Source organism: Bacteroides sp. An269, from assembly GCF_002159755.1.
Lineage (GTDB): Bacteria > Bacteroidota > Bacteroidia > Bacteroidales > Bacteroidaceae > Phocaeicola > Phocaeicola intestinalis.
Genome location: NZ_NFJG01000060.1, coordinates 1 through 25,015, shown reverse-complemented (window position 1 = coordinate 25,015; position 25,015 = coordinate 1). Strand labels below are relative to the sequence as shown.

Here is a 25,015-nt window from a genome sequence, read left to right as displayed (position 1 = left end):
TCTTTCTCTTCTTTTCATGCCTCAAAGATAGGAATACTTGGGGAGATTCACAAATTTGTATATGATGAAGTTTCTAAAGCTTTCACTTTTACAGCACAGTGACTTATGGGTTTGTACATTTCTCAAGTAAGCACTCAATTTAGGGCATTCCCCTTTGAAAAGGCACTTTTGAACAGGCTGTATGAATGATTGGCAAATGAAAACATACGGACTATTCTTCGATTTCACGACATGACAATAAAGACATCCCTGTCACAGGGTTCCCGGTGAAGCCGTTCACGGATGATAGACAACACACGGCTGTGCTTACAATGCATGTCGGTAAAGTCACGCACATAATAAAAATGATTCAGGCCGGTAACACTCAGCATAGACCCTCCAGCTTCTCTATCATCCGGACTAAATCCTGATAGCTTAAATTCTTTTGGGACAAGTGTAACCCATTACTGATACGGACGTCAATCCATATGCGGACGGGATTGTCATTGCAGCCTTTTGATACAGGTTTAGGCTGGTCATCAGTCTTAGTCTTTTCCTCATGGACTATCACTGGAGCACCATCAATCTGAACTTCAACTACTTTTTTGCGGGTATCCTTAAACCATTTCTGGAAAATGTTATAAGGGACTTTGTTCTTGACACAAAACGATTGGAGAGATTCTCCACGGGGTAACGCCTCCGTCTGGTACTGAAAGTAAAACCTTTCAAGATCTTCACTGCTATACATAATTCTATAAATTTGGTTGGCAGCGAAGTTACCCATTTCAATCAATAGCCATTTTTTGACTGCTTACGGCAATAGATGAATACATGTTATTGTCACTTGCCATAGGTTACATAAAATGAGATTTATGGCATTATCGTACTTGTGTCTCTGCAGGCTGGTGAGTATCTTGATAATTTTAGCTAATAACTAATGCTATTATTTCTTTAAAGTCATTTCATTCGTAGTTGATAACGTTATATTATCAACCCACTGATTGCCTCAAGCAATTCTTCTCTATGGCTTACCCAAGGCTTGTACTTGTGTGTCTTTGCCTTCTCAATCAGTTCCGGCAAATCTTTCATGTCCGTACATATCAGCACGTCATACTTGTCATGCATGAGTGTGGCTATTTCCATCTGATGGTTGTCCACATGCTCATTGTATTCATGCAGACGGGGACAAACGACCAAAGGCTTACCCATTTCCATACAAGATATAATGGAGTTTACACCACTATGAGTAACCACCACCTCTGCTTCTTGCATATAACGGTCGAAATCCTCGTGGGGGATCAGTCCGTAATGCGTGAACTCCGGTTTCACCGGATAAAGCGCGGATTGCATCACTATCTCGTCTGCTTTATATGTGCCCTGGTCAACCAACAGGTTCAAGGCAGTGATGATACGTCCAAATGGGAACTTCTGTGTTCCCAATGGGACAAATAACTTAATCTTGTCCATAATTCCAATAAGTCAAAGAACGAAAGTGGCTTACCGGGAAGTCACTTGTATAAACAATCAATAAACGCTTCCGCTGTAAATGGCTTTCGGATAGACCTTTTTCATTTCTGGCCACTGCACGAAGAAGTAGTCAGCAAACGGATATACCATCTTGCCTGTAACCGATTCACTGTCTAATTTGGCAAAGCTTTCCACATAGATAATCCGTCGCTTGAACAGCCGCGCAAACAGGCAGGTAGGATAAGACGCACCTGCGCCCGTAGTGATTACTGTGGTCGGCTTTTCCTTTACAAAATAAATGAATGAAAGGAGAATGTTCCATCCGAACTTAAAAATGAAACTAATTCCTCCACGTTCTTGCTGTACCAAATAATGATGCGGATGCTTCTTTACCGCTCCGGTTGATGCGACATTCTTCTCTGTGACGATGTAATATCGCTTGCCTTGCACCAATGGAAGCAGTTGCATCAGTTCCATGAAGTGACCGCCGCAGGAAGATATTAAACAAATTTTCGTTTTCATGAACAAACACTTTTTCTTCTATAAGTTATTTATATCTTTCTCTGAAAAACTCTTCAATCAGAGGAAACGCCGCTGAAGTAGAATTAATACCACCTGCACGCGGTAAAACACCCGAATGTATGACAAGCATATTATTAAAAGTGTTAAAGTAGTCATCCACTGACTTAAAATCGGAATACAAAGCAAATGGATGGTATTCATCTTCAAATTTTTCAGTATGGATTTTTTCTGTTACACGAGTATATCGTATATGATTATCTTTCAACATTTGCTCAAGCTCATTGCTTATTTCATTAAAGCTTCGTTCAGAATGTTCCGGAATACTGAAATCAATAGCTAAGCCTTGTTGATTGAACTTATCCAAATGTTTAGATAAATACACTTTACCATAACCCAAGTCGTTTTCCATATGTAATACTAAAAACCATGCATTTTTGTATACATACAATTTATGTTTGACAAAAAAACTCCATGCGAAAGCCATACAACTTGGAATGTCACGAATAATAGCACCTATAATTTTAAAACTAAATTTCTTGCCGAAGAGTAATTTCTTCAGGTTTTGAAAAAACGGAAACTCAGCATTGAAGGATGGGTAGGCAAAAAAAGAACAACCGTTTTTCTCACCGATAAGGCGGGTTGTAATAAAAGATGCTTTTTTTATTTTAAATTGCATATCCACATCACCAATCTTTGTCGTATCAAAAATTCGAAATACTTTTTTTGCAATATGGTCAGAGAAACCGACACAAGTATGGTCCTGCAATCCTGACACCATCATTAGACGTGTGGTTTCAAAAGCACCTGCTGAAAGAACATAAAAATCATATCCGTCAGCATTCTTCTTTTCGCCATTTTCTAAGTAATCAAAAGAAACCACATTTTTTTCTTTTGTATTAATCTTTATTACACGACAATGTGGATGCAAATGTATGTTTGGATATTTCTCTACCTTAAATTTTTTGAATAAATTACGAGAAAAATAGTCCAACCATACTCCGGTTTTTGTAAACAATCCGTTTGCAATTCGCTTTTCTGGATAATTATTCTCAATCCCTACTTTTCTGAATATGTTTTGCCGATATTTTTCATTGAGTGCGATAATTTCTTTTAAAAAATTAGATGGATTAGCAAAATCATTTTTGGAAAAAGTAAGTATTTGTCCGCCCCATTTTGCCGTTGCACCGCCAAACCCAAAATACCTTCCTTTTGTTAAGGCATCATATGGATTACTCAATAATTCCGACCATAGACCTATTTCATCTTGATTCTTAATTTCTTTACCTCCTACTTCATAAATATGAATACCCCAATCTGGATGCAAATCTCCTATCAAGCTGGCAGCATAACTTCCGTATGCCCCACTTCCAATTATTGCAATTTTTTTCATAACCTATTTCAAAGCGTTGAGTCTGCTTTTTGTTAATGTATTATCAAATCCGTTTATTTTAAATGCACCTTTTATCATGCAAACATGTCGTTCTTTGAGTAGATGCAACGCTTTTGCGATATCTGCTCCTAAGAAAAATATCCATTTGGGTAAAGGAATAACTAAAGCTTGACTTTGAGAACGGAAATATGAATATTTTGTTTCATTTTCACCTTCCACAAGCAAGTAAACAGGAAGTGGATTTTCTTGTATAGCTATTTCTGTCAGACATTGATGTAATACATCACGATGGATGCATGGTAATGTTGCTTTCTTATCACCTATTAATATGGCCAATTTTGAACCGAAAAATTTAGCAATACCTTTAAATGGATGCGGATTATCTGCTGCTACAATATACCCTGGACGTACAAAAACAATCTCAAAAGGTACGGTTTGTCGACTGTTTTCAAGTAAATTATCTACTGTAGCTTTGATGAGACCATATCCACCTTTCAGTTCTACATGATTTTCTATAGGGGTATTTTCTTTTATCAGCGAAGCGTCATTGGGATAAGATGAAATAGAAGAAATTTGAACTAACCGTTTTACAGAGTGAATAGCGCAGAATCGAAGTAAAGCGTTAACATATTCTTCATTTTCCTTAACTGTACTGTTTTGCAATAAAATAAAGTTAACAACCACATCAATTTTTTCTTTAAACATTGGATTCGCATCCAATTCTATCACTGGACCTGTAATAGTATTTCCTTCCCGTTTTACTTCTCCTCGTGAAAATTCAAGCACCGTGTGCCCTTGTCTTTCAAATACACTTTTCAGTCCTCGCACGGCATACGCCCGATGACCACATATTAGTATTGTTGACATAAAATTTAATTTTCGATTATTTGTGTACCAATTTATCTTTCGATTTCGTTTATAAATCAATGTAAAGAATCTGTTTTATACACCTTTTATTTCATTACAAATTCTCTTATTGACACGCTCGAATGAATAAACATTTTTTATGCGATTCCACATTTCCATAGATATATCTTCTAACAAGTTAGATTCTATCAAATCTGAAATTTTTTCCGCATAATCTTTAGCGTCAAACCCTTTTACGACTAATCGGTTATCTGCTACGATGGTTTTATTGAAATGAAAATCACTGACTATGGGTATCACACCCTGTGTCATTGCTTCATTTAAGGAATTAGATTGACCTTCACACGGATCTGCGGTTGGGAATAAAAATATATGATTTTTTGAAAGCATATCCGCAATATATGCTTGCGATGACTGCCCTACACGAAGGATTCGGTTAGCGTACTTTGAGTTCTTACATCTGCTTTCAACCATATCATAATATTTCTTATTTCCGCCTTTACCGCTCAATCCGCCAACCAAGGTGAGTCTGATATTATTATATTTTTCAGCAAGAATTTCAAAGGTGTCAAGAACAAGGTGTACATTTTTATCTTTCGTTATTCTCCCAAAATGGCATATACCGATATAATCTTTGGACTTTACAGGGTGAGTTTGGGGAATATTTTTTTCAAATATGTAATTAGGGAAATACACCAATCGACTTTTCGTAAACGGTTTAACTCGTTCTATATCACTTTCTCCTTCAAAAAGGACTAAAGAACGCATATCTAAATTTTTCTTGAATATCCATCTTTTCAAGCCATGAAGCCCTTTTATTGTATCTTCGAGCTTACCGCCTTTCAAATACAAAATGGTCTTATATCCAAGCATACAAGCCAATACTCCATTTATAAATTCTAATGGCAACAGACTTGCAGAATAGGAAATATGAAACATAGCAGAGTTACTCCTTCTTCCAAACAAAAGAACAAAAAACAATTCCGCAGTATTTATAGTGGCATAGAAACTGTTTTCTATAAAGTGTCCAACTTTACTTGTCAGTACATTCCAGTGCCTATCTACTTCTATTATTTCTATTCCCATTTGCCGGAAACCTTCTATTACTCGTCGAGCAGAAGTCTGTCCTCCACCAATAGGATTCTTTTTCCAATTACCTATATTAGCAAAAAAATATAATCTATTAGTCATTTCTATTTATAATCCAATTAACATTCGAATATTCTTAGGGCATTTCTCTGCAATCTTTGCTGCTACAGTAGGGATGTAAATTGCACTTAAAAGACTGATAACCCAACATACTGGAAACCATATATCATCAGTCAACAAATTACGGTGATAAATGAATTTTACAGCCATGATAGGAAGCATATGCAACAGATAAATTTGATAAGTATATTTCGAATAACTTGAAAATAAATTAGGTAATTTGTTTGCAAGTAAATAACTAAGTGATGTGATATACACAATTCCTATTATTCCAACACTATTCCTAAGTCCTATTGGAAAGAAGCAAAGGGCATAATAAATAATGCAACTCACTACAAATATCCATTTATTTTGAAAATATTTTATCAAATCAAACTTACAGATAACCATTCCTATATAAAAAAATAGCCAAAAGGTGCAATCTCTATCCAAACAGAGAATCTTAACCGTATCAGAGTTAGTATCTATGCCCAAAATTCTATAAGGATGATAAGTTAATCCTATCAAAAAGATTATCCATAACGCAGAAGTCCATTTATTTTTTAATGTCCACTTATAAAGTGGCATCAATAAAAAAAATAAAAACAAAGTCTCCAAAAACCATAAATGCCTGATTGGGCCATTCCATGGTACGAAAAAGACATTGAAAAGATAATTCCATGAGAGAGAAACAGGATGTTCTAACATTGATTGAGGCAAACATAGCTTAACTATCCACATGAATAGAGACATAAAAAGAAAAGGAATACCCAATCTGTGCAATTTATTCTTTACTATTTCCGAATACGATTTATGGAATAAAGAAGAACGAACAAACAGAAATCCTGAAATAAAAAAGAACACGGGCATCTGAAATGCCTGCAATCTATCCAACCAACTTGCTATCGGATAGTCTGGATTCAAATCTCCGGCTAAGTCTATATGTCCTATAAGAACTGCAGCCATGGTAATAGCTTGGAGTATGGATATCCAAGCCACACGATTTTGTGAGTTTGTACTCATTATAACACTACTATTTATATGTTAACACTACCTAAACAACTCAACAAACTCACTCGGTTCCGCACTTTTATACGTTACGGGCACATCATGTAGTTTTATGGCTTTCTCCATAGCCTCTGCTAATGCTTGAGGATTATTTGATGGAACTGTATATCCATTTACACCCTCTTTCACGATTCTCCTTATTACAGGCAAACTTACTGTAGCAGCAACAGGTATACCAAGATATTGAGCTTCTATCAAAACGTTGGGCAAACCTTCTCTGCGAGATGGCAGCACAAGACAATTGCAATGGCGCATCCAGCGATAAGGATCATCATCAAAACCCACAAAATGGACTCGATTGTCCAGCCCAGTATCTGTCACTAGTTGTTTCACCTTCTTGTAATAGCGGTCATTCTCATCATATTTTCCTACGAAATATAAATGAGCATCCTTATTCCTCTTTGCAAGTATGGCAAAGGCTTTTGCCAATACATCTTGTCCTTTTGCGTATGCAAATCGAGCCACGCATACATAGTTGCATCCATTTTGCCTAATGTCCAATGGGAAAGGTGAAGGCGCATTAGCTTTTGCTTTAATAGTGGATACATCAACTGGATTCTGAAGAACCACCACCTTGTCAGCAACCTTAGGTATGTGATTGATAATGTCCTGCTTCATCTCTTCCTGTTGGGCAATAATAACATTTGCGAATGGATAAGTGGCTTTGCAGAGCAACAGCTTGTCTTTACGCATTTGGGTAAAGTCATTGTTGTTTCTGACCACAATTTTTACCCCTCCTGTTAAATGTGCCGCCAAAGCCACTCTAGAGTTATACACCATTAACGAGCAAAACACAACATGAGGACGCTCTCGCCGCATTATTCTCATTATCTTGAATGTAAAAAAATCCCAAACATTGCTTATGTGTAAAAACTCTGTAGCATATTCCGATGGAATAAAACAACCTATGGAACCTGAGTTTCGCCCTACAATAATAAATTTTACTTCAAATTCATCTTTAGGCAGCATCTTACCGATGGTTATGGTCATTCGTTCTGCTCCGCCAATTGAAGACGGCAAGAAAAATAATGCTTTTCGTCTCATTTCACTATTAACTCATCTTTCAGTACATCCAATATGGCTGTTCCATACTTTATGTCCGGTTCTACATAATTACTTTCTCCCCATTCGTTCCACGACTTCAAGATTATAATGTTGTGTTCCTTATCCTTGAATTTCACATAACTGAGTACGTCTTTGATATGTTCTCTCCATAACTCAGGAGTAAAATTGTAAAACATTTGGGCGTTTCTCCCTGCACGTGGACTGCGGTCGTATCCAGACAATAAAGACGGGTACACTTCTATTTTTGATGCCTCATCATTAACCAAAGCTTTAAAACACTTTTTAAAATCGTGTTTGTCAAGTAAAACCTTGTGCCCTGTTGTCTTCTGTAATACATTCATCACATGATGTTTAAACATTTCCGTACTTCCTTCATACATAGCATTGGCAGTCCTTTCTTGATATACGGCATCAAACCCCATATTCAACAAGTCACTTAATGTGCTGTACATATACTGTCGCGCAATGAAGTGGATGCCTTTTAAGCCATTTTGCACAGCTAAATTGCGCCATATGTTTATCATCAACTTTATTTCTTCAGGATGGTCTTTAGGATTCCATATAGTGAAAACAGGCTTTCCATCAACCGTAATATATCGCTTGTCTTTGAAAGCAGGGAGATTATACATGAAGTGTGCTTTATATTGCTCTACTCCATCGTACCTTTGTTCCATTATCATAGTTTTTCCGTCTTTCCTACTTGCGTTTCGCTTCCATGTTTTGGTCTGCCAGCTGTGATTCGCCCATCCGAGACAGAAAGGGAAATCCGGTTTGCCACTTTGCAGCACTTCTTCAAAGGGGCGTTCCAAGAGCATTTTTCCTTTCCCGAAGTAATATTGCCAATACATGAATCCCTCAATACCTGCATTCCTTGCCATTTCAGCTTGAGCCTCTCTAACTTCAGGCATCCGCAAGTCATAAAACCCTAAGTCGCGGGGAATATGAGGCTGATAATGTCCTCTAAAAAGAGGTCGAGCTTGCGCCACATTTACCCATTCTGTAAACCCTTTCCCCCACCATTCATCATTTTCGGGTATGGGATGAAACTGCGGCAGATAGATTGCTATTACACGTGCTTTTGTTTTCATTGTTGATTGATTTATATTTAATTATCCGGGCAGGAACACCAGCCACGATACAATTGTCTGGAATGTCATGGGTAACAACAGCATTTGGGGCAACAGTCACATTGTTGCCGATAGTTATCCCTCCGTATGCACCACTATTAGTAAAAAATGTCACATTGTCGCCTATTTTCGGCACACCGCCATCAACAGTCCTGCCGATGCAAACGCCAGGATACACACAGAAGTTGTTACCGATTATGGCTTTGGTGTTAATCACGATACTTCCCCAATGGAAAATCTTGATGCCAAAGCCAATGGATGCCTGACCGAACTGGAAGCCTAACCTCCGTCCGATTCTTCTCATCAGCCATTTATTACCCCCCCCCCATATCACCTTATATATCAAAGATTTACATTGATAATATGAAGCATATCTCATACAACGAAGATACGTTCCTATATACCAACTGTCGTATCCTAAGACAAAAGCTTTAAAGCTCATATCGTACATCTTAAGTTCCTCCCGAACTTTCTCTCTATATATTTTTTTCATTTTAATTGTTTTCTAATTTCCATAATATTTAATTGACGGGTGCTGCGAATAATCTTCCCATATAAATTGATACGGGTGCATTCGTGATGAGGCTGTAAGGTCAATATTGGAATATAAATTGTTCTTTACTATCGATTGTGAGAAATAAAGAAAAACGAATAGACAAATTGTATTTACCATTTTCCTGTATTTATAGTCAAATACATATTTCCCGTTGAAAATCCAAGTAAACACAATAATACCAAATACTGTCATGCCTTGAATCAACCTGTTCACCATAGGAACAGATATGAAGAGATTACCCATCACAACTCCAATGAAATAAATGATAGTAAACCAATGAGTTTCCTTCTCTTTATCTATAAAATAAAATGCGGTCATCGCCAATACTGAAGGACGTAACGCGAGCATTACAGAGGTAATTTCATTTGTTTCTTCACTTTCTAAATATCCCTGTATGCGTTCTGTTGCACTGAAATTCAGATTTAAAAAGAAATCAAAAGCTTGCCCTATGTTAAATCGTTCCAATACCACACCCATTAGCGCACTCAAAACAACACCGATTATCAAGATCTTTTTTTTCATAATGTGACGTAAAAAGAATGATACGGCAAATAAAATTGAATAAATAATGATAGAAGTATGAAATGTGTACCCTATAAACGTACCAAGCACATATACAAAAATCTTACGTTTATTGTTTATCTTGCGTTTATCTTCTAATACATAAAGCATACACATGAATAAAACTGATAAACCCAAAACCTGCCTTAATGCGCAAAAATACAAAACATACAAACCAAAGACTGTTACCAATGCCAACGACAATGGAGGGTTACTTGAATACTTCTTTATCAATAAATAAACGGGGAAACATATAAAAAAAGAATTGATTAACATACATCCAAATCTTCCTATATGCAAGGATGATAGGATCTGTCTATATATCAAAAAACCCATCTCCAATTCACGCGAATCATAATTATAGAAATTTCGCTCGCCATCCAAGTACCGGATATAGTTCCACATATCGCCGGCTACAACAGGAGCCCGCAATGCGAAAAAGAGAAATTGCAATGCAAATGCCCATTTCACATACTTTTGTCTTGGATTTTTCCAATACAAGTATGCAAACAGCAGCATGATGAAAAAATTTAATATATAAGGATAATCCATTCTTGCAAATCGGTTATTTTTAAGAAACATCACATTTTACACAAATCATAGTAACAATCCAAAAGTTGAGCCACGATGTTCTCTGGAGAATGCCTTTTCCTTGCGGAAGCATATGTATTCGATGAGAATTGATTCTGCAGAACTTTGTCTTTTGACAATTCCATTATCGCATTAGCTATTTGCCACGGATCATTCGCTGGCAAAAGAATCCCATCCTGTCCATTACGAATCAGAGTGCTTATGCCGCCCACCATCGTTGATACAACTGGAACCCCTAAATACTGAGCCTCACATATGGAGTTTGGACTGTTTTCTATATATGCCGTATGGACATATAAAGTGCAATCACATAGCAAGTCGATGAGTTCAGAGGGACTTATATATCCTAATATCCGTATGTTGTTATCAGAAAATTTCAATTTTTCTTTTCTTTCTACAGTATTCCTGATTTTTAGAGGCAGACTGCCTGCTACGTTCCACTCAAAATCTATCCCATTGGTTTTCAATATATGTGCGGTTTTAAGCATTACATCCACACCTTTCCAAAACGAACTGCACCCTGTTGTTACAATCTTTAGCCTTCTATTTGTGTCTTTTAGCGTCCAACGCTTTGTAGTTTCCATAAACTCTGGTCGCAAAGCTTCTTCCACATGATGATAGGTGGCAGTGGAATGCAAAACGTTCACCAACGCCCTATCCCAGCAGGTGCGCCCCATATAGTGGTCAACAGACTTCCAAATACGCTTCTCCATCTCCAAACGCGACTTTTCACTACATCGTTCCCTAATAACATGATACTGATGGTGCAGGTTCAAGCCTGCTGTTCTTATTAAGTCACAGGTATTATATCCTGGAGGGAAATACGCATTATCGTAAGGTATAATGCTGCCTTGTATGTGTATCACTACAGGCACATTTACATGTTCCGCTATAAGCCCATAGGGCCATTCATTTCCAAAGACATGAATAAGGTCTGGTTTAATTGAGTCGACAATAGGTACGCAAGCATTTACAACCTTACTTTCGTTGACTCTCCAAGAAAATCCTCGCTTTTTCTTCTCAAAAAAAGAATAGTGTGTATGGACAGGCATATACGTGACCCCATCAATACTCTTCATTTCATGGTCTGTTTCGCTCTCAAAAGCGACAAACAACTCAATTCCAGACTGTTGCCTGACTATCTCTTCAAGCGCATCTTGCCATCCACGGACTACAAGTTGTTTGCGGCCTCCCAAATATCGGGCTGGCTGGCTTGTTTCAAACCAAAGAATTCTCATTTGCAAAAAGTTTTTTTATCAAGTGACAAACATTCCTGCCACTTATAGATTGATTCTACATTTTTCACCATTTTTTTTTACGATAACCGCAGGGTTTCCTACTACAACGCAGTTGTCTGGTACACTCTTATACAAGCAACAATTGGGACCAATACGAACATTGTCGCCTATGGTTATGTCGCCATAAATCCTTGCTCCCGCACAAACATAGAAGTTGTCTCCAATTGTAGGAACACCACCATTAGGTGTTTTTTTGCCAATTACTACGTTGGGCTGAAACTTGGCATTCCTTCCAATCCTAACCTTACCATTTATGACAATCATACCAAAATGGAATAAAGTAACTCCAGGACCAAGTACATTGGGCGGTATTTGGAATCCCGTCTTGTAACTCATTTTCCTTAAAAGGTATAAATAGAAGATTTTTCTGAATTTAGATTTTGAGTTGATAGCAAATTCCGCTTTTCTAAGATAATACAGATATTTGTATTGAGGAATCATAATGCCAATAGGAGTTGAAAAGAACGCACTTCTTAGTCTGCCAACAAAGCTTAATAGGGGGGGGTAGTTTTTCCGGTCTTCCTCCAAGTATTTTTTCAGGTCGGCTTTTGTTTTTATCATCTTTAAATCTTTTAAATGTAACGATTCTCTCACAATGGTTTGTTATAAAAGGTTTTCTTAAAATATGCAGGATTCTGATATAGTACACTTTCATGTTGTAACACTTCTATAGCCTTTGCATACGCATCTTTCAAGTCTTTGGCATACGTTACCATATGCCCAAACACATTTTTTGGAAACCACCTTACACCACTACTTAACTTGTGATCAGTAGAGCTTAACACTATTACTGGCGTATTGGCCACCTGTGAGAAAATTGTACCATGATAACGGTCAGTAATGACAAGTTTATATGAAGAAAATTTTTTTATAACTTCACAAATAAGCCGTTCTCGATTCTCTTCCCATTCCCACATACGGGCACTTATGGTCGTATCATAAAGGTCTGTACGTATGTCATTAAACCGCGAGCGGAATTCATTGATTTGTTTGTTACTATACAGTTTCTCTCCATCATTTCTTATACATAGTAAAATCCCATTCCTCTTCATGCTTTCATATTGAAATGCAGGATCGCCTATTAATGAAGTCACTACATCGGGAAGTAAGCGTAACTTTACGTTAGGAAACAACTCTTTCGATTTTTCCAAAGACACCTCATCCCTACAAATCAATGTGAGGTTCGAATGTCCATTGAAAGCTGTGGAAACGACATGACTATACCATTCGCCCATAAGATTAACCGTTTGTGGCAATATAGTAATGGGCTTGTCATAAAAAGCTCTTATCACATCAAGTATAAAAGGTAATTCTGGGTGTGGGTCGAATATAAGATATCCGCTGTGTACGAATATCAAGTCATTGCCTTTCAAGTTTTTCCTAATAGTTCTAATCGTCTTAAACTTACGGCACCGAGTTGGCACACAAACCACTTCATAATCCGGATACCACTGTTCGAACAAACGAAGCCAACACATTAATTGCGCTTGGTCTCCAAGATTACTATGCATGGGTGTACAGAAGAAATAGATACGTGGCTTGTTCGCACATCTTGATATTGTTTCAAGCAATTCATCTGATTTGGCTTTCACGTATTGCGAAGTGCGAAAGCCTGTAATCTTATCATTTATCTTTTTACACAAATTCATATATTCAGAAAACATCATTTATTTGGCAAGCAGGAGTATTTCACTTGATGACACGTTTCACAGTATCTACGACCTTTGCTCCCATCAAAGACTTTACGACCTTTTTCATATCATGAATAGAAAATGGGCTTTTCACTAAATGACGACACTTGTATAGTGCTTCACTCTCATCAGTATCGTTAGTAAATACCTCGAAGAATAAGGGACGGATTGACATTTCAGGGCTAATGAATTTCTCGCATATCTGCATAAACTCATCTTTGCCGGAAGCCGAGATATATTCAAAGCCCAACGATTCTGCCATTCCTTTCATCAGAGAATGGCTTTTGTAACCAAAATGGCCGCCAGCCGTGATATGCGCATCGGCATAATCACCTAAACGCGAGGCTGGATGTTGATATAAACGAAATTCCGCTCCCTTACCGTTATTTATTAACATGATGCGTATATTGTTACCAATATGGTGATTACCTATGGCATTTAAATCATAGAAAAAAGCCAAGTCACCGAACACCCCCAAATATAGTTTCTTGCGATTGGCTAATGATGCTCCAATAAACGAAGAGACACCGCCGTCAATTCCGAAACCACCCACATTAGAGTTTGACTGTACAGACTCCGGTAACTCAAACAAATTCCATGAACGTAATGAACTCAATATTGAGAAGTGTATTTCACTGTTTTGTGGTAGTCGAGATGCAATTTGCGATGCTATCCAGATGTTGGAAAAAGGTAAATCTGATATACGGTTTCTCGTTTCATCGCACATTGCCCTATAGTGCTCTATGACATGCCTCTCCACAGGTTTCTTTCCTGAAGAATAATGACTGAAGAATGTAGACTCTTTCATCTCAAAGACAGCAGTGAGCTTTCCGAAAGTATCCCTAAGTTCACCATCTTCTGAAACACGCCAGACTGCTTTCACTGAGCCGCAAGATGATGAACTATAATAGTCACCAGAAACCTCACCTATATGAATCATTAAATCCCAGTCAGTGAACCTATCATTGAACTCTTCTTGACCACCAATGATGGAGTAGTCAACCCGAAACCTTCCTTTGTAACCGCTTGTATGATCACAAAATGCTACAGCATTATTTACCGCACAAAACGTATCTATAGCAGACAATTCCTTTTCGTTGAAACACTTGTGCGAACCTATGTATATTCCGATTTTTCCATCAGGAAAATCCGGCAAAGAACTGTCACAAGTGTAGCGCATGATTGTTTTGACCTTTGGCAACTGGGTACACGAATAATCACGGGAATTGATTGCATTTGTTTCCACATTTAGGTATACGGGGCCTCCTCCATGTCGAGTCAGTTCCAATATAGCTTCATTGACCTTCAATTCTGTATACTTGCAGTCAGCTTCAGTCTGGCAAATAGGGATGAAGATGTTTTTTTTTGCCACATCAACAGGTAATGCCGAATGGTCAAGTATTTGGCTTTTAAGTTGTCCAGCCAACCTGTGCCCATGCGTTGTGGCGATAGCCAAGATAGGCAACTTGCGATAATAAGCTTCTGTCAGTCCCGGCATATAGTTTCTTGACGCAGTGGCTTCTGTGCAGGTTATCACCACAGGTTCACCACTCTCGGCACTAAGCCCGCAAGCCATATACGCAGCAGATCGTTCGTCTACCGATGAATACATTTCGAACCAAGGGTCGTTTTGCATACTCGCTACCAACGTATGATTAGTAGAGCCTGGGCTTGTGATAATTTTTCGTACTCCATGGGCTTTCAGCAAAGCCATGATGATTTGCAGGTTCTTTTCGTTTGTATAATGAATTTCCATATATGTATTTATTATCTTTGATTTAGTATGTCAGAATGAATATTTCAAATCATCGAATGTAAGCACTCCTGCACCTCCTGTCATGTAAACGATATCGCCTATAATCATGCGCCCCATGTCGCTTGTCAAGAACACAGCCATATTGGCAATCTCTTGAGGCATGGCATAGCGACCAGCCGGAATATGGTCAAAAGTAATGTTGCTTCGGTCACCATGCATAATCATAGGCGTTGCAGTAGGACCGGGTGCAACACCGTTTACCACTATGCCAAGCGGTGCAAGCGATTTGGCCAAGCCAAGCGTCAATCCGCGAATTCCCCACTTACTGATGGTGTAGGCAGAAGTAGCAGGCCGCAAACTGCTGCTGGAGGCTATATTGAGTATGTTCCCCTTTATTTTGTTGTCTTTCATGTATCGCCCAACGGCTTGCGAGAGAAAAAACACACCCTTGAGGTTGGTGTTGAGCACTGCATCATAAGCTTTTTCTGTAGCTGTAGGTAATGCGTCACCCTGTACACCTGCATTGTTTACCAAGATATCCAAACCTTCCATCAGGTCTATGGCTTCTTTTAACTTGACATCAAAAGAAGACACATCCCTGTTGTCTAATACAAGATGGCAAATCTTACCCTCTATTGAGAAATACTGTTTTTGCAAATTTCCTTCTGCTTGTAGCAAACGTTCTTCGTTGCGTCCCGTAATACAAACAGAAGCACCACTCTTAAGAAAAGCCTCAGCAATGGCATAACCTATACCACTTGTTCCTCCTGTTATCAAAGCTTTTCGTCCTTTTAGTAGTTCGTTTGGGGCAAGAGTTGCAATATTCGCTGTAGTATAAATGGGGCGTTTGGCAAAAATGAGCTTAAACGCCTTCTTGATAACTTGTTTTATGTTCATGTTACGATACTTGTATTAAATATGTATATGCAGTTTACTTGCCAATAGCTGTTTTATTTTATCAAGAAAGAAGCTACGCTCACCTTGCTCCAGTCCTACATAATAAATGCAGGTCACAGACCATAATAAACTGACCATGCATACCAATAAAAGTCGAATGAATGATGGTTGCATGAATACAATCGTCAACCCTGGCACAAGGAACATTAAGATTGAACACGGACCGATGCGACCAAAGACCGAGCGGACAAACATCCATACAGGGAAGTTCATCAACCGTCTAAGCGTAGCGAGCCGGATGAAATTTAGTGAGAAATAAAGGACAGCGAAAATAACATAAGTCATGTAGGCTGGTGCACCCAGCGCATAAGCCAGCCAAGAGAGTGGGAACACCAGGCAACCTACAGAAACGACCTCTATCTGATAACGGCGTATCTTACCTGTAGCTTGGATAGCGGTATACATGGGATTGCCCAACAGTGTGGCCAGTGTGGAGAACAGCACCAAGCGCATGAATACGACCGTGTCCGTAGGCACTTTCTTAAGCCATATGCCCAAAATGGTATCTGCCTCGAGCACCATGGGTACAACAAAGAGATACATGATGAAAAATGAGTATTTTGTACCACGGCACACCAGCTTAGCCATATATTCATAGTCGCCTGCGGCATAACTTTTGGTGATTTGTGGATTAATAGCCGTCATGAAGTTATTAACAAACTGTGTGACGGCTGTATCCACCTGCACAGCTATTGCACGAGCCGCATTGCAAGTCACGCCGAAGTAAACATTGATGAGCATATTCACGCCCTGCGTATTGAGCATATAAGCCGTATTACCAAAGAGATTCCAACTGGCAAAGTTCGCCATTTCCTTCAGTAAAGAGTGTTCAAGCACAAACTTGTATTTAGCCTCCTCAAAATGATGTCCACAATAAATGCCATAAATGATGCGGATAATGAGCGATACACCCAATATTAAGCCTCCGTAAAGAATGAGCTTGTCTACGGGGGATACATATATAAGGTATGCAATTAGCAGTTTTAGTCCCGCCTCCAAGATACTGATGTAGGCAAACACGCCCATCCTTTCATGAGCAATAATAGTGGCATTGTAGGGCAGACTAACAAGATTGACTGCAAATGAAGCAATGGAAAAGTGTAACACCCAGTTGGCTGCCTCCATTCGCCCTTCGGGTATATTCATCTTCGTATTGAGAAACCACACACCAATCACTTCACACAACATAACCACCAGCACAGCCATAAGCAACTGTATATTGACCGATGTAGAGAATATCTTGCTAAGTCTTTCCTTATTGCCAGTACCTAATTCGTAAGTTATAAACCTGCTGATGGATCCCGACAACGAACTCGACAGTACAGAAAACATAGCCACTACACCACCCACTACATTATAAATACCATAATCTGCTTCACCCAATGCGTCAAGTATTACTCTGCTGGTATAGAGAGACACCAGCATGAGAATAATCATACGGAAATATAGCAGCAATGTGTTCTTGGCTATGCGCTTGTTGCTTGCTAAAGTATCGTGCATAAAAACTATTAGTTTTTTGTTTTCGGAGCTTGTTTAGGGGCAATAACTAAATATTTTCTTTTTACCCGAAACGGTCTTTCTGACTTACTTCGATTGAATGACTGATGTACAGGAGTTATGTAAATAGTATCATCATTGCCATTTACAATTCTTACATGAGCACCATCCAACTCGTCACGCTTACACAATTGGCGAGTTGCTGGGCATAAGTATCCGAAATACCCGAATATATAATTAGTTTGGTCTATCCAATATTGAATAAAACTTCTGTCGTCCAACTCTTCTGAAGGCACATTCTGAACCCATACGTATTCTTCTTCTGGGTCTTTCAATGCTTTTAACAAATCACTTTTACACATAATTACTGGTTTTTATTATGATTCTTCCATTTTTCATAAGTTTCTCTATCCCCAATATCAATCCGCTCCCCCGGCATTACGTAAGCATGCATCGTAATTCGTTCCACTAAGTAATGTGCCAAATTACCCGGAGCATCAAATCCACAACCGTGATTCAAGCAATCCTTGATTAAAGGAAGGTCTTCTTTCTTATAAATATAAAAAGGTGGAACCGCCCATTGCGTTTTAGGCTGTTGCGGTTTCTCTTCCATGCTGAGTACTTTCATGTTATTGTCCACTTCGATAACGCCTGTACGGCGGAGTTTTTCTATATCTGGTTGACGGTGACACATGATGCAACTGGTTCCTTTTGTGTTTGCATAATCGACAAAACCTCTCAGGGAAAAATCAAGTAGGTTATCGGCAGCCACTACTAACATGTCATCTTGAATGTTGCATCGGTCGATTGCCAACAACAAATCGCGCACAGCCCCCAATCGGGTTTCATTGGTTTCCGTTCCGTCGTCTACCAAGGTAATAGGCTTTGCGTAATGTTGCTTATCCTTCCATTCCTCGAAAATGTGAAAAAACTTGTGGTTGGATACAATGATATGCTCATCAATATTGGAAATCGCATCGATGTCATCCAACAAACGGTTCAGAATGGTGCTACCGCCTATCGGCAATAAAGGCTTTGGAAAGTTACGTGTCAACTCCCCCAACCGGGTTGCATACCCGGCAGCTATAATTACATTTTTCATCACTCTTTCTTTATTTTTCGTTTTGTATGAATCTTGCCCCATTGTCGGGTTTCACAAAATAGACTTGGAATGTTTTTTCATATTCTGGGAATTGGGCAAGATAGCGTTTAGTCAATTCCGTCTGTATCTCTTTTTTGTATACAGGGTCTATCAAGGCAATGCATGCCCCTTTAAAGCCTGCGCCTGAAAAACGTCCGCCGTATACACCGGGAAGTTTCCGCATGATTTCATAAATAGCTATCAGTTCAGGTGAACCGCATTCATAATTATGGATGCTGCTTTCACAACTCTCCAAGCTCAATTTACCGAACAGTTTCAAATTACCTGTTTCCCAAGCTGTCACACCTTGACGTACCCTTCGGTATTCGCTATAGAAATGCTCGGCACGCTTGGCAAACCGTTCGGGCATGGCAATGCGAGTTTTCTCAAAAGTCGATTTCGGAATGTCACGTAGGAAAGTACGGTCGAATGACTTTAGCGGTTGACCGGTATATGCCAGCATATTCCATGCGGCAGTCTTGCATTCGTACACCCGAAGATTGTAATCGCTGTTCACCAAACTGCGGGTCAATCCGGAAAAGAAAATACCTATCTCAAAATTTGGCATATCCGGATAACGCTTGATGATACGGTATTCATCGCTGTCGCAATCTAAAAAGAGCAAACCATCCTTCTTACCCAAGACAATGCACGCTTGGTCAAGAATGCCGTTGTTCAGTCCGATATACTCGCGTTCTGCCTCGGAAGCGATTTTTACGACTTCGAAGGGTTGAAGTTCGATGTCGTTAGCTTTGGCGAATGCCATTACATACGCTACCAATACAGCTGCACTGGAAGAAAGACCGCCTACCGGCAACGAACCCTGAATGACACCTTCAACACCTTTTTGCAAGGCAAAACGCTTGCGGAGGGCATATTTAGCACCACGGGCATAATCGCCCCAATGGTGTTCTTTGATTTGAGAAGCCTGTGATATATCAAAATCCACTGTACCGTCAAAGGTCTTTGATTCCAAATGCACATGCCCGTCATCGGTAGGATTAAACCAAAAATCCACTCCCTTGTCAATAGCGAATCCGGTCACTAACCCGTGCTGATGGTCAACATGAGCACCTAACGGACATACACGATAAGGAGAAAAAATGTGATAAGAATAATTCATAAGAATAGAACTTAAAAATCAACATTAGCATACCATTCCGCAAACCTCCTCAACCCATCTCTCAACGACGTACTCGGCTTGAAGCCGAAGTCCGTTTCCAGTGGCGTAGTGTCAGCATATGTTACGGGTACATCCCCAGGCTGCATCGGCACCAGTTCCTTGTGTGCCTCAAAATCGTAATCGGTCGGAAGCACGCCGGCACGTACCAGTTCTTCTTGCAGGATAGTCACGAAATCGAGCAGGTTTTCGGAGTGATTGTTACATAAGTAAGTGTACAGAATTAACTTATACTATGGCACACAGATAACACTGATTTAACAGATGACCACAGATATTATTTTAAAAATAATCTGTGTAAATCAGTCTCATCTGTGTTATCTGTGTGCTATAAGATAATATTGGTAAGCACTCAATTCAGGGCATACCCCTTTGAAAGAGCACTTTTCAGTGCCCCAAACAGAGTTTTGTTAATAAATTAGTTTTGAATTTAACATTGACAGGTGGCCAAAGTGATTCTGCCAGGAACCGTGTTCACATAACCCCTGCATCCGTTAAAGATTTTTTTGAAAAAAGTTCCGATGAAATTCCATACGGATTATACCACAATAAGCAGCTGCCAATCGGAGAAAAGGCGTACATGGCAAAAGTAAACATTCTAATTATACAGATACCTCAACTTACTACACACTTTCCTCATCCGGATTAAAATCCCTATAAAACCGCTCTCTCCGCTCCTCTATGCCGTTTATTTCCTGATACATAAACTTACAGGCATAGTCATAGAAAGGTATGGCAGTTCCGCGTTCGTTTGAAGAGCGGAAGCCTAAAAAAGTCTCGTAATAATTGATTAACAGTTCATCCGGAGTCAAATCGGCTGCGAACAGAAAAAGATATTGGCAACCAATGAGTTTTTTGGCCTCACAAATCTTAGGCACAACGAAATGCCAAAAGATAACAGCACCTATTTTCTGCTGGAAATGAAATTCATCCCAAAGCATACGGCAAGCGTCATTAGCACAAAAGTGTACGATTTCAATGCCGGCAAAAGTCTTTCCTACACGCTTCAGGTGGTCGGTCGGCTCTTTTTCCAACTCTTCCAGCAATTGATTCTTTTTTATCGGTGAAATCTTGGCTAAATCTTCTTTGACCAAGCCTTTTCTCGTTCGGATGCTTTCCAATATGGAATTGATAGTCTGCCTATCTTCTACCGTAGATGAAGAATCATTTTCCAATTCCACAAGGAAACGGAACAAACCGTTCAGCTTGCGTAATTGTTCTCCTTGGTCCAAACTGTCATACAGCATACCACATTTCAAGGAAAAATAGAAAAGGATGTTGCCGTCAGCGTCTTTTATAAGATAGTAAGCGATGTGGTTTGCTTCGTCTTCCGCATAAGCTGTGTCTTTCAGCGTGTGCTCCAAGCTCCCATTCCTCAGATTGCAGAAATTTTCCACTCCCCTCAGGTTGTCCGGATTCGAAGACAGGCGTTCACACGTAAAGGAATCCAATATTCGTTTTTGTTCCTCAGTGATTTGCATAGCTGTCTGTCCGGTAGATGAATGGAACGACCTTATTGTAAAGGAAACGGCGCTGTTTAACCCTTTCGGCATCTTTGCGTATATCGTCCGTCTGCATCAGTTCATGACCTTTCCCGTCTGCGTCAACCTTTTGCCGGGCTTGACGCCATGCGTATTCACCGTGCGTAATGCTGCTTAAACTCCAAGAATCTTTGGGAGCGTAAGTATCGAACACACCATCAAACACACCCTTGTATTGTGCTTCTGCCTCTTCCGACAATGGCTCATGCAAAGCGTCTTCTTTGTAAAGCTGCCTGACAGAAAGCAATACCGGACCATTTCTCCATGCCTCGAAACGCTCTTCGAAGATAGGCTGTCCGGTCTGGATAATGGACTCACGTTGCGTGAAATAAAGCAGCTTATGCAGCTTCATTTCATCAATCCGTTTGCCGAACTCCCGCTGATAGCGTTGGCAAATATAAGATGCAACCTTTACAACGTCTTCCATAATCCGTTTGTCTTATAAGTGATGTTTTACAAAAATAGTCATTTCTTTTGTTTATCGCAAATTCCAAAGCGGAAATTCAACAGACAAGCGGATAATAGTTTAAAAACGGACTTCCGCATACCATTCCGCAAACTTCCGCAACCCGTCCCTTAACGAAGTGCTTGGCTTGAAACCGAAGTCCATTTCCAGCGGTGTCGTATCCGCATACGTCACAGGTACATCCCCAGGCTGCATCGGTACCAGTTCCTTATGCGCCTCAAAATCATAATCGGTCGGAAGCACGCCGGCGCGTACCAGCTCTTCTTGCAGGATGGTCACGAAATCGAGCAGGTTTTCGGGATGGTTGTTACCTATATTATATACCTTGTAGGGCGGAACAGGCAGACCGTCCTCGCCTGTCAGACGTTCGGGAGCGTGCCGCATGACGCGCACCACGCCTTCCACGATGTCATCGATGTAAGTGAAATCGCGCTTGCAGTTGCCGTAGTTGAATATCCTGATGGTTTCGCCTTTCACCAATTTGTTGGTGAAGCCGAAGTATGCCATATCGGGTCTGCCTGCCGGACCGTACACCGTAAAGAAGCGCAAACCGGTACTCGGAATGTTATAGAGCTTGCTGTAGGCATGGGCCATCAGTTCGTTGCTCTTCTTGGTGGCGGCATAGAGGCTGACGGGATTGTCCACCTTGTCATCGGTGGAGTAAGGCACTTTCTTGTTGCTGCCGTACACGCTGCTACTGCTGGCGTAAACCAAGTGTTCCACACCTGTTTGCCCGTCATCGTAGCTATGACGGCAAGCTTCCAAGATGTTGTAAAAACCGATAAGGTTAGAAAATATATAAGCATCGGGATTGGTGATGCTGTATCGTACTCCTGCCTGTGCGGCAAGATTTACTACAATTTGTGGCTTGTATTCATTAAACAGTTTGTTGATAATATTTTTGTCCGCAATATCACCTTTGATAAACACAAACGATTCATGGCTGGACAATTTTTTCAAGCGTTCTTCTTTCAGCCGGACATCGTAGTAATCATTCATATTATCGATACCGATAACTTTAATATCCGCTATTTCCTGAAGAAGTCGTTTGGCAAGATTGGAACCGATAAAGCCGGCAACGCCCGTGACAAGCACGGTCTTGCCTGTCAAAACTACATTTGAAATTAACATGATTGTATTGTTGATTAAGGAGTTAAAGAAGTTAGAGAGGTATATTCTAAAGATTCTTCATTCCTCATTCTTAATTCTTCATTTAAAAAGTTTAGTCTCTTCTGAAAATATCCCGTGTATAGACCTTGTCTCTCACTTCATCAAGGCTAGAGTCGTATCTATTGGCTATAATAGCCTGGCTTTGAGCCTTAAAGACTGTCAAATCATTCACTACTTTGCTGCCAAAGAAAGAAGTACCGTCTTCCAATGTCGGTTCATAAATAATCACTTTCGCACCTTTTGCCTTAATGCGTTTCATTACGCCTTGGATAGATGATTGGCGGAAGTTGTCAGAATTTGATTTCATGGTTAAGCGGTATACGCCAATGGTCACTTCATGCTCTTTCTGCTCATCCCATTTGCTGTTGGCGGTATAATATCCCGCTATTTGCAATACTCTGTCGGCAATGAAGTCTTTTCTTGTACGGTTGCTTTCCACAATCGCCTGAATCAGGTTTTCGGGCACGTCGGCATAGTTTGCCAACAATTGCTTGGTGTCCTTGGGCAGGCAATAGCCGCCGTAACCGAAGCTGGGGTTGTTGTAATGTGTGCCGATGCGTGGGTCAAGACAGACACCGTTGATGATGGCTTGGGTGTCCAGCCCTTTCATTTCGGCGTAGGTGTCCAGTTCGTTGAAGTAGCTGACACGCAAGGCAAGGTAGGTGTTGGCGAAAAGCTTCACCGCTTCGGCTTCGGTCAAGCCCATGAAGAGGGTGTCGATGTTTTCCTTGATAGCTCCTTCCTGCAACAGGGCGGCAAAGGTGCGGGCGGCTTCGTCCAAGCGTTTGTCTCCTTCAGGTCTGCCTACGATGATGCGGCTGGGGTAGAGGTTGTCGTACAACGCCTTGCTCTCGCGCAGGAATTCGGGCGAGAAAATCACGTTGTCCGTATTTAGCTTCTTGCGCACGCTTTCGGTGTAGCCCACGGGGATAGTGCTCTTGATGACCATGATGGCGTGCGGGTTGACGCTTTTCACCAGTTCAATGACTTCTTCCACATGGCTGGTATCGAAATAGTTCTTTACCGGGTCGTAGTTGGTGGGAGCGGCAATCACCACGAAGTCTGCGTCACTGTATGCCTTTGCCCCGTCCAAGGTTGCGGTCAGGTTGAGGTCTTTTTCCGCCAAATACTTCTCAATGTAGTCATCTTGTATAGGTGATTTGCGTTGGTTAATCAAATCTACCTTTTCAGGTATTACGTCTACCGCCGTCACCTGATGGTGCTGGCTAAGAAGCGTTGCTATACTAAGTCCAACGTAACCTGTTCCGGCTACGGCTATTTTTATATTCTTGTCCATAATAGTTATTTTGTTTTTCTTTCAAATTTCTCCCATATATTCAACGCATACGGCGTTCCGTAATCCTCATACGCTTCTGTATGCTTGAGCTTATCCAATCCATCTTTCAAATGTTGCAACTCTACATCGGGGAAATTTCCACCCTTGATAGCATCAATGACCGCCTCCATCATGTCTTGACAAACATAGTCCGGGCTGTACATATCATCAAAGTAATCATAGTGCTCATCCTCTACGAAATGATAAGCGAGACTTTCGAGCACTTCGATTAGAACGGTTACGGCTTTGGCATAGTTGCCTTGGATTAGCAATTCACGAACCACCTCCCGATAAGGTGAAAGCAGTCGTGCTATGGTATCGCAATCTTCATCTATGTTGCGTTCGCTGAATATGGCTTCGATTTTATTCTTTCCGTTTGTCATACATGTATGTTTTGAAAACGTTATCTATATCTATTTTTTAGGGATATATACTTCATCGGCAGTTGCAGTATATATTCAACTGCAGTTGCAGTATATATTCAACTGCCGATGCAGTATATATTCAACTGCCGATGCAGTATATATTCATTTTTCGGGTGTACTATCCTGTATGTTCTGTTCCGCCTGCTGCGCGTTCGGGGCGATGAGGTTCTGGCCGC

26 protein-coding genes and 2 pseudogenes are annotated in these 25,015 nt (G+C 40.2%); all 28 read right to left on the bottom strand.

The annotated features are described in order from the left end of the window. Positions 1-224: 224 nt before the first annotated feature. Positions 225-371, bottom strand: a complete 147-nt coding sequence (locus B5F71_RS20680) for a hypothetical protein (protein ID WP_164488581.1) — start codon at positions 369-371, stop codon at positions 225-227. Beyond that, complete coding sequence (locus B5F71_RS20785) at positions 365-727, bottom strand: hypothetical protein (RefSeq protein WP_206423840.1); 363 nt, start codon at positions 725-727, stop codon at positions 365-367. Before B5F71_RS20785 ends, B5F71_RS20680 begins: the two co-directional genes overlap by 7 nt. Before the next feature lie 233 nt (positions 728-960). Further along, on the bottom strand, positions 961-1,446 hold the full coding sequence (locus tag B5F71_RS11850) for a glycosyltransferase (protein ID WP_087210572.1): 486 nt from the start codon (positions 1,444-1,446) through the stop codon (positions 961-963). Between the two features lie 57 nt (positions 1,447-1,503). Next, positions 1,504-1,968 carry a PssD/Cps14F family polysaccharide biosynthesis glycosyltransferase gene (pssD, locus tag B5F71_RS11845; protein WP_087210570.1) on the bottom strand — a complete coding sequence of 155 codons (465 nt, stop codon included), beginning with the start codon at positions 1,966-1,968 and terminating at the stop codon, positions 1,504-1,506. A 25-nt stretch (positions 1,969-1,993) separates the two neighbouring features. Continuing rightward, positions 1,994-3,358, bottom strand: coding sequence for a GMC family oxidoreductase N-terminal domain-containing protein (locus B5F71_RS11840; RefSeq protein ID WP_087210568.1), 1,365 nt, complete (start codon positions 3,356-3,358; stop codon positions 1,994-1,996). Between the two features lie 3 nt (positions 3,359-3,361). Further along, on the bottom strand, positions 3,362-4,225 hold the full coding sequence (locus B5F71_RS11835; RefSeq protein ID WP_087210565.1) for an NAD-dependent epimerase/dehydratase family protein: 864 nt from the start codon (positions 4,223-4,225) through the stop codon (positions 3,362-3,364). Positions 4,226-4,300: 75 nt separating this feature from the next. Further along, complete coding sequence (locus B5F71_RS11830; RefSeq protein WP_087210562.1) at positions 4,301-5,416, bottom strand: glycosyltransferase family 4 protein; 1,116 nt, start codon at positions 5,414-5,416, stop codon at positions 4,301-4,303. Between the two features lie 6 nt (positions 5,417-5,422). Next, positions 5,423-6,436, bottom strand: coding sequence for an acyltransferase (locus tag B5F71_RS11825; RefSeq protein ID WP_087210559.1), 1,014 nt, complete (start codon positions 6,434-6,436; stop codon positions 5,423-5,425). Between the two features lie 27 nt (positions 6,437-6,463). Then, entirely contained in the window at positions 6,464-7,525 is a 1,062-nt protein-coding gene (locus B5F71_RS11820) for a glycosyltransferase (protein WP_087210556.1), read from the bottom strand. Further along, a complete protein-coding gene (locus tag B5F71_RS11815) occupies positions 7,522-8,634 on the bottom strand; it encodes a glycoside hydrolase family 99-like domain-containing protein (RefSeq protein ID WP_087210554.1) in 1,113 nt (370 codons plus the stop codon). Before B5F71_RS11815 ends, B5F71_RS11820 begins: the two co-directional genes overlap by 4 nt. Further along, on the bottom strand, positions 8,570-8,977 hold the full coding sequence (locus B5F71_RS11810) for a hypothetical protein (protein ID WP_158098085.1): 408 nt from the start codon (positions 8,975-8,977) through the stop codon (positions 8,570-8,572). The genes B5F71_RS11815 and B5F71_RS11810 overlap by 65 nt, the downstream gene beginning before the upstream one ends. A gap of 201 nt (positions 8,978-9,178) precedes the next feature. Further along, positions 9,179-10,342, bottom strand: a complete 1,164-nt coding sequence (locus tag B5F71_RS11805; RefSeq protein WP_158098084.1) for an EpsG family protein — start codon at positions 10,340-10,342, stop codon at positions 9,179-9,181. A gap of 29 nt (positions 10,343-10,371) precedes the next feature. Next, positions 10,372-11,619, bottom strand: coding sequence for a glycosyltransferase (locus B5F71_RS11800; protein WP_087210544.1), 1,248 nt, complete (start codon positions 11,617-11,619; stop codon positions 10,372-10,374). A 42-nt stretch (positions 11,620-11,661) separates the two neighbouring features. Beyond that, positions 11,662-12,240, bottom strand: coding sequence for a serine acetyltransferase (locus B5F71_RS11795; RefSeq protein ID WP_087210541.1), 579 nt, complete (start codon positions 12,238-12,240; stop codon positions 11,662-11,664). Positions 12,241-12,269: 29 nt separating this feature from the next. Continuing rightward, entirely contained in the window at positions 12,270-13,328 is a 1,059-nt protein-coding gene (locus B5F71_RS11790) for a polysaccharide pyruvyl transferase family protein (protein WP_158098083.1), read from the bottom strand. Positions 13,329-13,368: 40 nt separating this feature from the next. Next, positions 13,369-15,126, bottom strand: coding sequence for a thiamine pyrophosphate-binding protein (locus B5F71_RS11785; RefSeq protein WP_087210536.1), 1,758 nt, complete (start codon positions 15,124-15,126; stop codon positions 13,369-13,371). A gap of 30 nt (positions 15,127-15,156) precedes the next feature. After that, positions 15,157-16,023, bottom strand: coding sequence for an SDR family oxidoreductase (locus B5F71_RS11780; protein ID WP_087210533.1), 867 nt, complete (start codon positions 16,021-16,023; stop codon positions 15,157-15,159). A 15-nt stretch (positions 16,024-16,038) separates the two neighbouring features. Next, on the bottom strand, positions 16,039-17,583 hold the full coding sequence (locus B5F71_RS11775) for a hypothetical protein (RefSeq protein ID WP_087210529.1): 1,545 nt from the start codon (positions 17,581-17,583) through the stop codon (positions 16,039-16,041). Between the two features lie 8 nt (positions 17,584-17,591). Further along, the gene (locus tag B5F71_RS11770) at positions 17,592-17,942 is read right to left on the bottom strand and encodes a hypothetical protein (RefSeq protein ID WP_087210527.1); all 351 of its coding nucleotides are present in this window, start codon (positions 17,940-17,942) and stop codon (positions 17,592-17,594) included. A gap of 2 nt (positions 17,943-17,944) precedes the next feature. Continuing rightward, positions 17,945-18,682 (bottom strand): nucleotidyltransferase family protein, encoded by a 738-nt coding sequence (locus B5F71_RS11765; protein WP_087210578.1) that lies wholly within the window; start codon positions 18,680-18,682, stop codon positions 17,945-17,947. Positions 18,683-18,692: 10 nt separating this feature from the next. Further along, positions 18,693-19,844, bottom strand: coding sequence for a galactokinase family protein (locus tag B5F71_RS11760; protein ID WP_087210524.1), 1,152 nt, complete (start codon positions 19,842-19,844; stop codon positions 18,693-18,695). An 11-nt stretch (positions 19,845-19,855) separates the two neighbouring features. Beyond that, positions 19,856-20,092 (bottom strand): annotated as a pseudogene (locus B5F71_RS11755) (protein CapI); the annotation flags it as partial. A 239-nt stretch (positions 20,093-20,331) separates the two neighbouring features. Beyond that, a pseudogene (locus tag B5F71_RS21210) lies at positions 20,332-20,439 on the bottom strand (IS66 family transposase); the annotation flags it as partial. Between the two features lie 85 nt (positions 20,440-20,524). Then, positions 20,525-21,382 carry a hypothetical protein gene (locus B5F71_RS11750; RefSeq protein WP_143269887.1) on the bottom strand — a complete coding sequence of 286 codons (858 nt, stop codon included), beginning with the start codon at positions 21,380-21,382 and terminating at the stop codon, positions 20,525-20,527. Then, positions 21,369-21,869, bottom strand: coding sequence for a type II toxin-antitoxin system antitoxin SocA domain-containing protein (locus B5F71_RS11745; RefSeq protein ID WP_087210519.1), 501 nt, complete (start codon positions 21,867-21,869; stop codon positions 21,369-21,371). Before B5F71_RS11745 ends, B5F71_RS11750 begins: the two co-directional genes overlap by 14 nt. Before the next feature lie 99 nt (positions 21,870-21,968). Beyond that, the gene (locus B5F71_RS11740; protein WP_164488582.1) at positions 21,969-23,018 is read right to left on the bottom strand and encodes an NAD-dependent epimerase/dehydratase family protein; all 1,050 of its coding nucleotides are present in this window, start codon (positions 23,016-23,018) and stop codon (positions 21,969-21,971) included. Positions 23,019-23,130: 112 nt separating this feature from the next. Further along, complete coding sequence (locus tag B5F71_RS11735) at positions 23,131-24,375, bottom strand: nucleotide sugar dehydrogenase (RefSeq protein WP_087210512.1); 1,245 nt, start codon at positions 24,373-24,375, stop codon at positions 23,131-23,133. 5 nt (positions 24,376-24,380) lie between these two features. After that, entirely contained in the window at positions 24,381-24,797 is a 417-nt protein-coding gene (locus tag B5F71_RS11730) for a hypothetical protein (protein ID WP_087210510.1), read from the bottom strand. Positions 24,798-25,015: the final 218 nt, after the last annotated feature.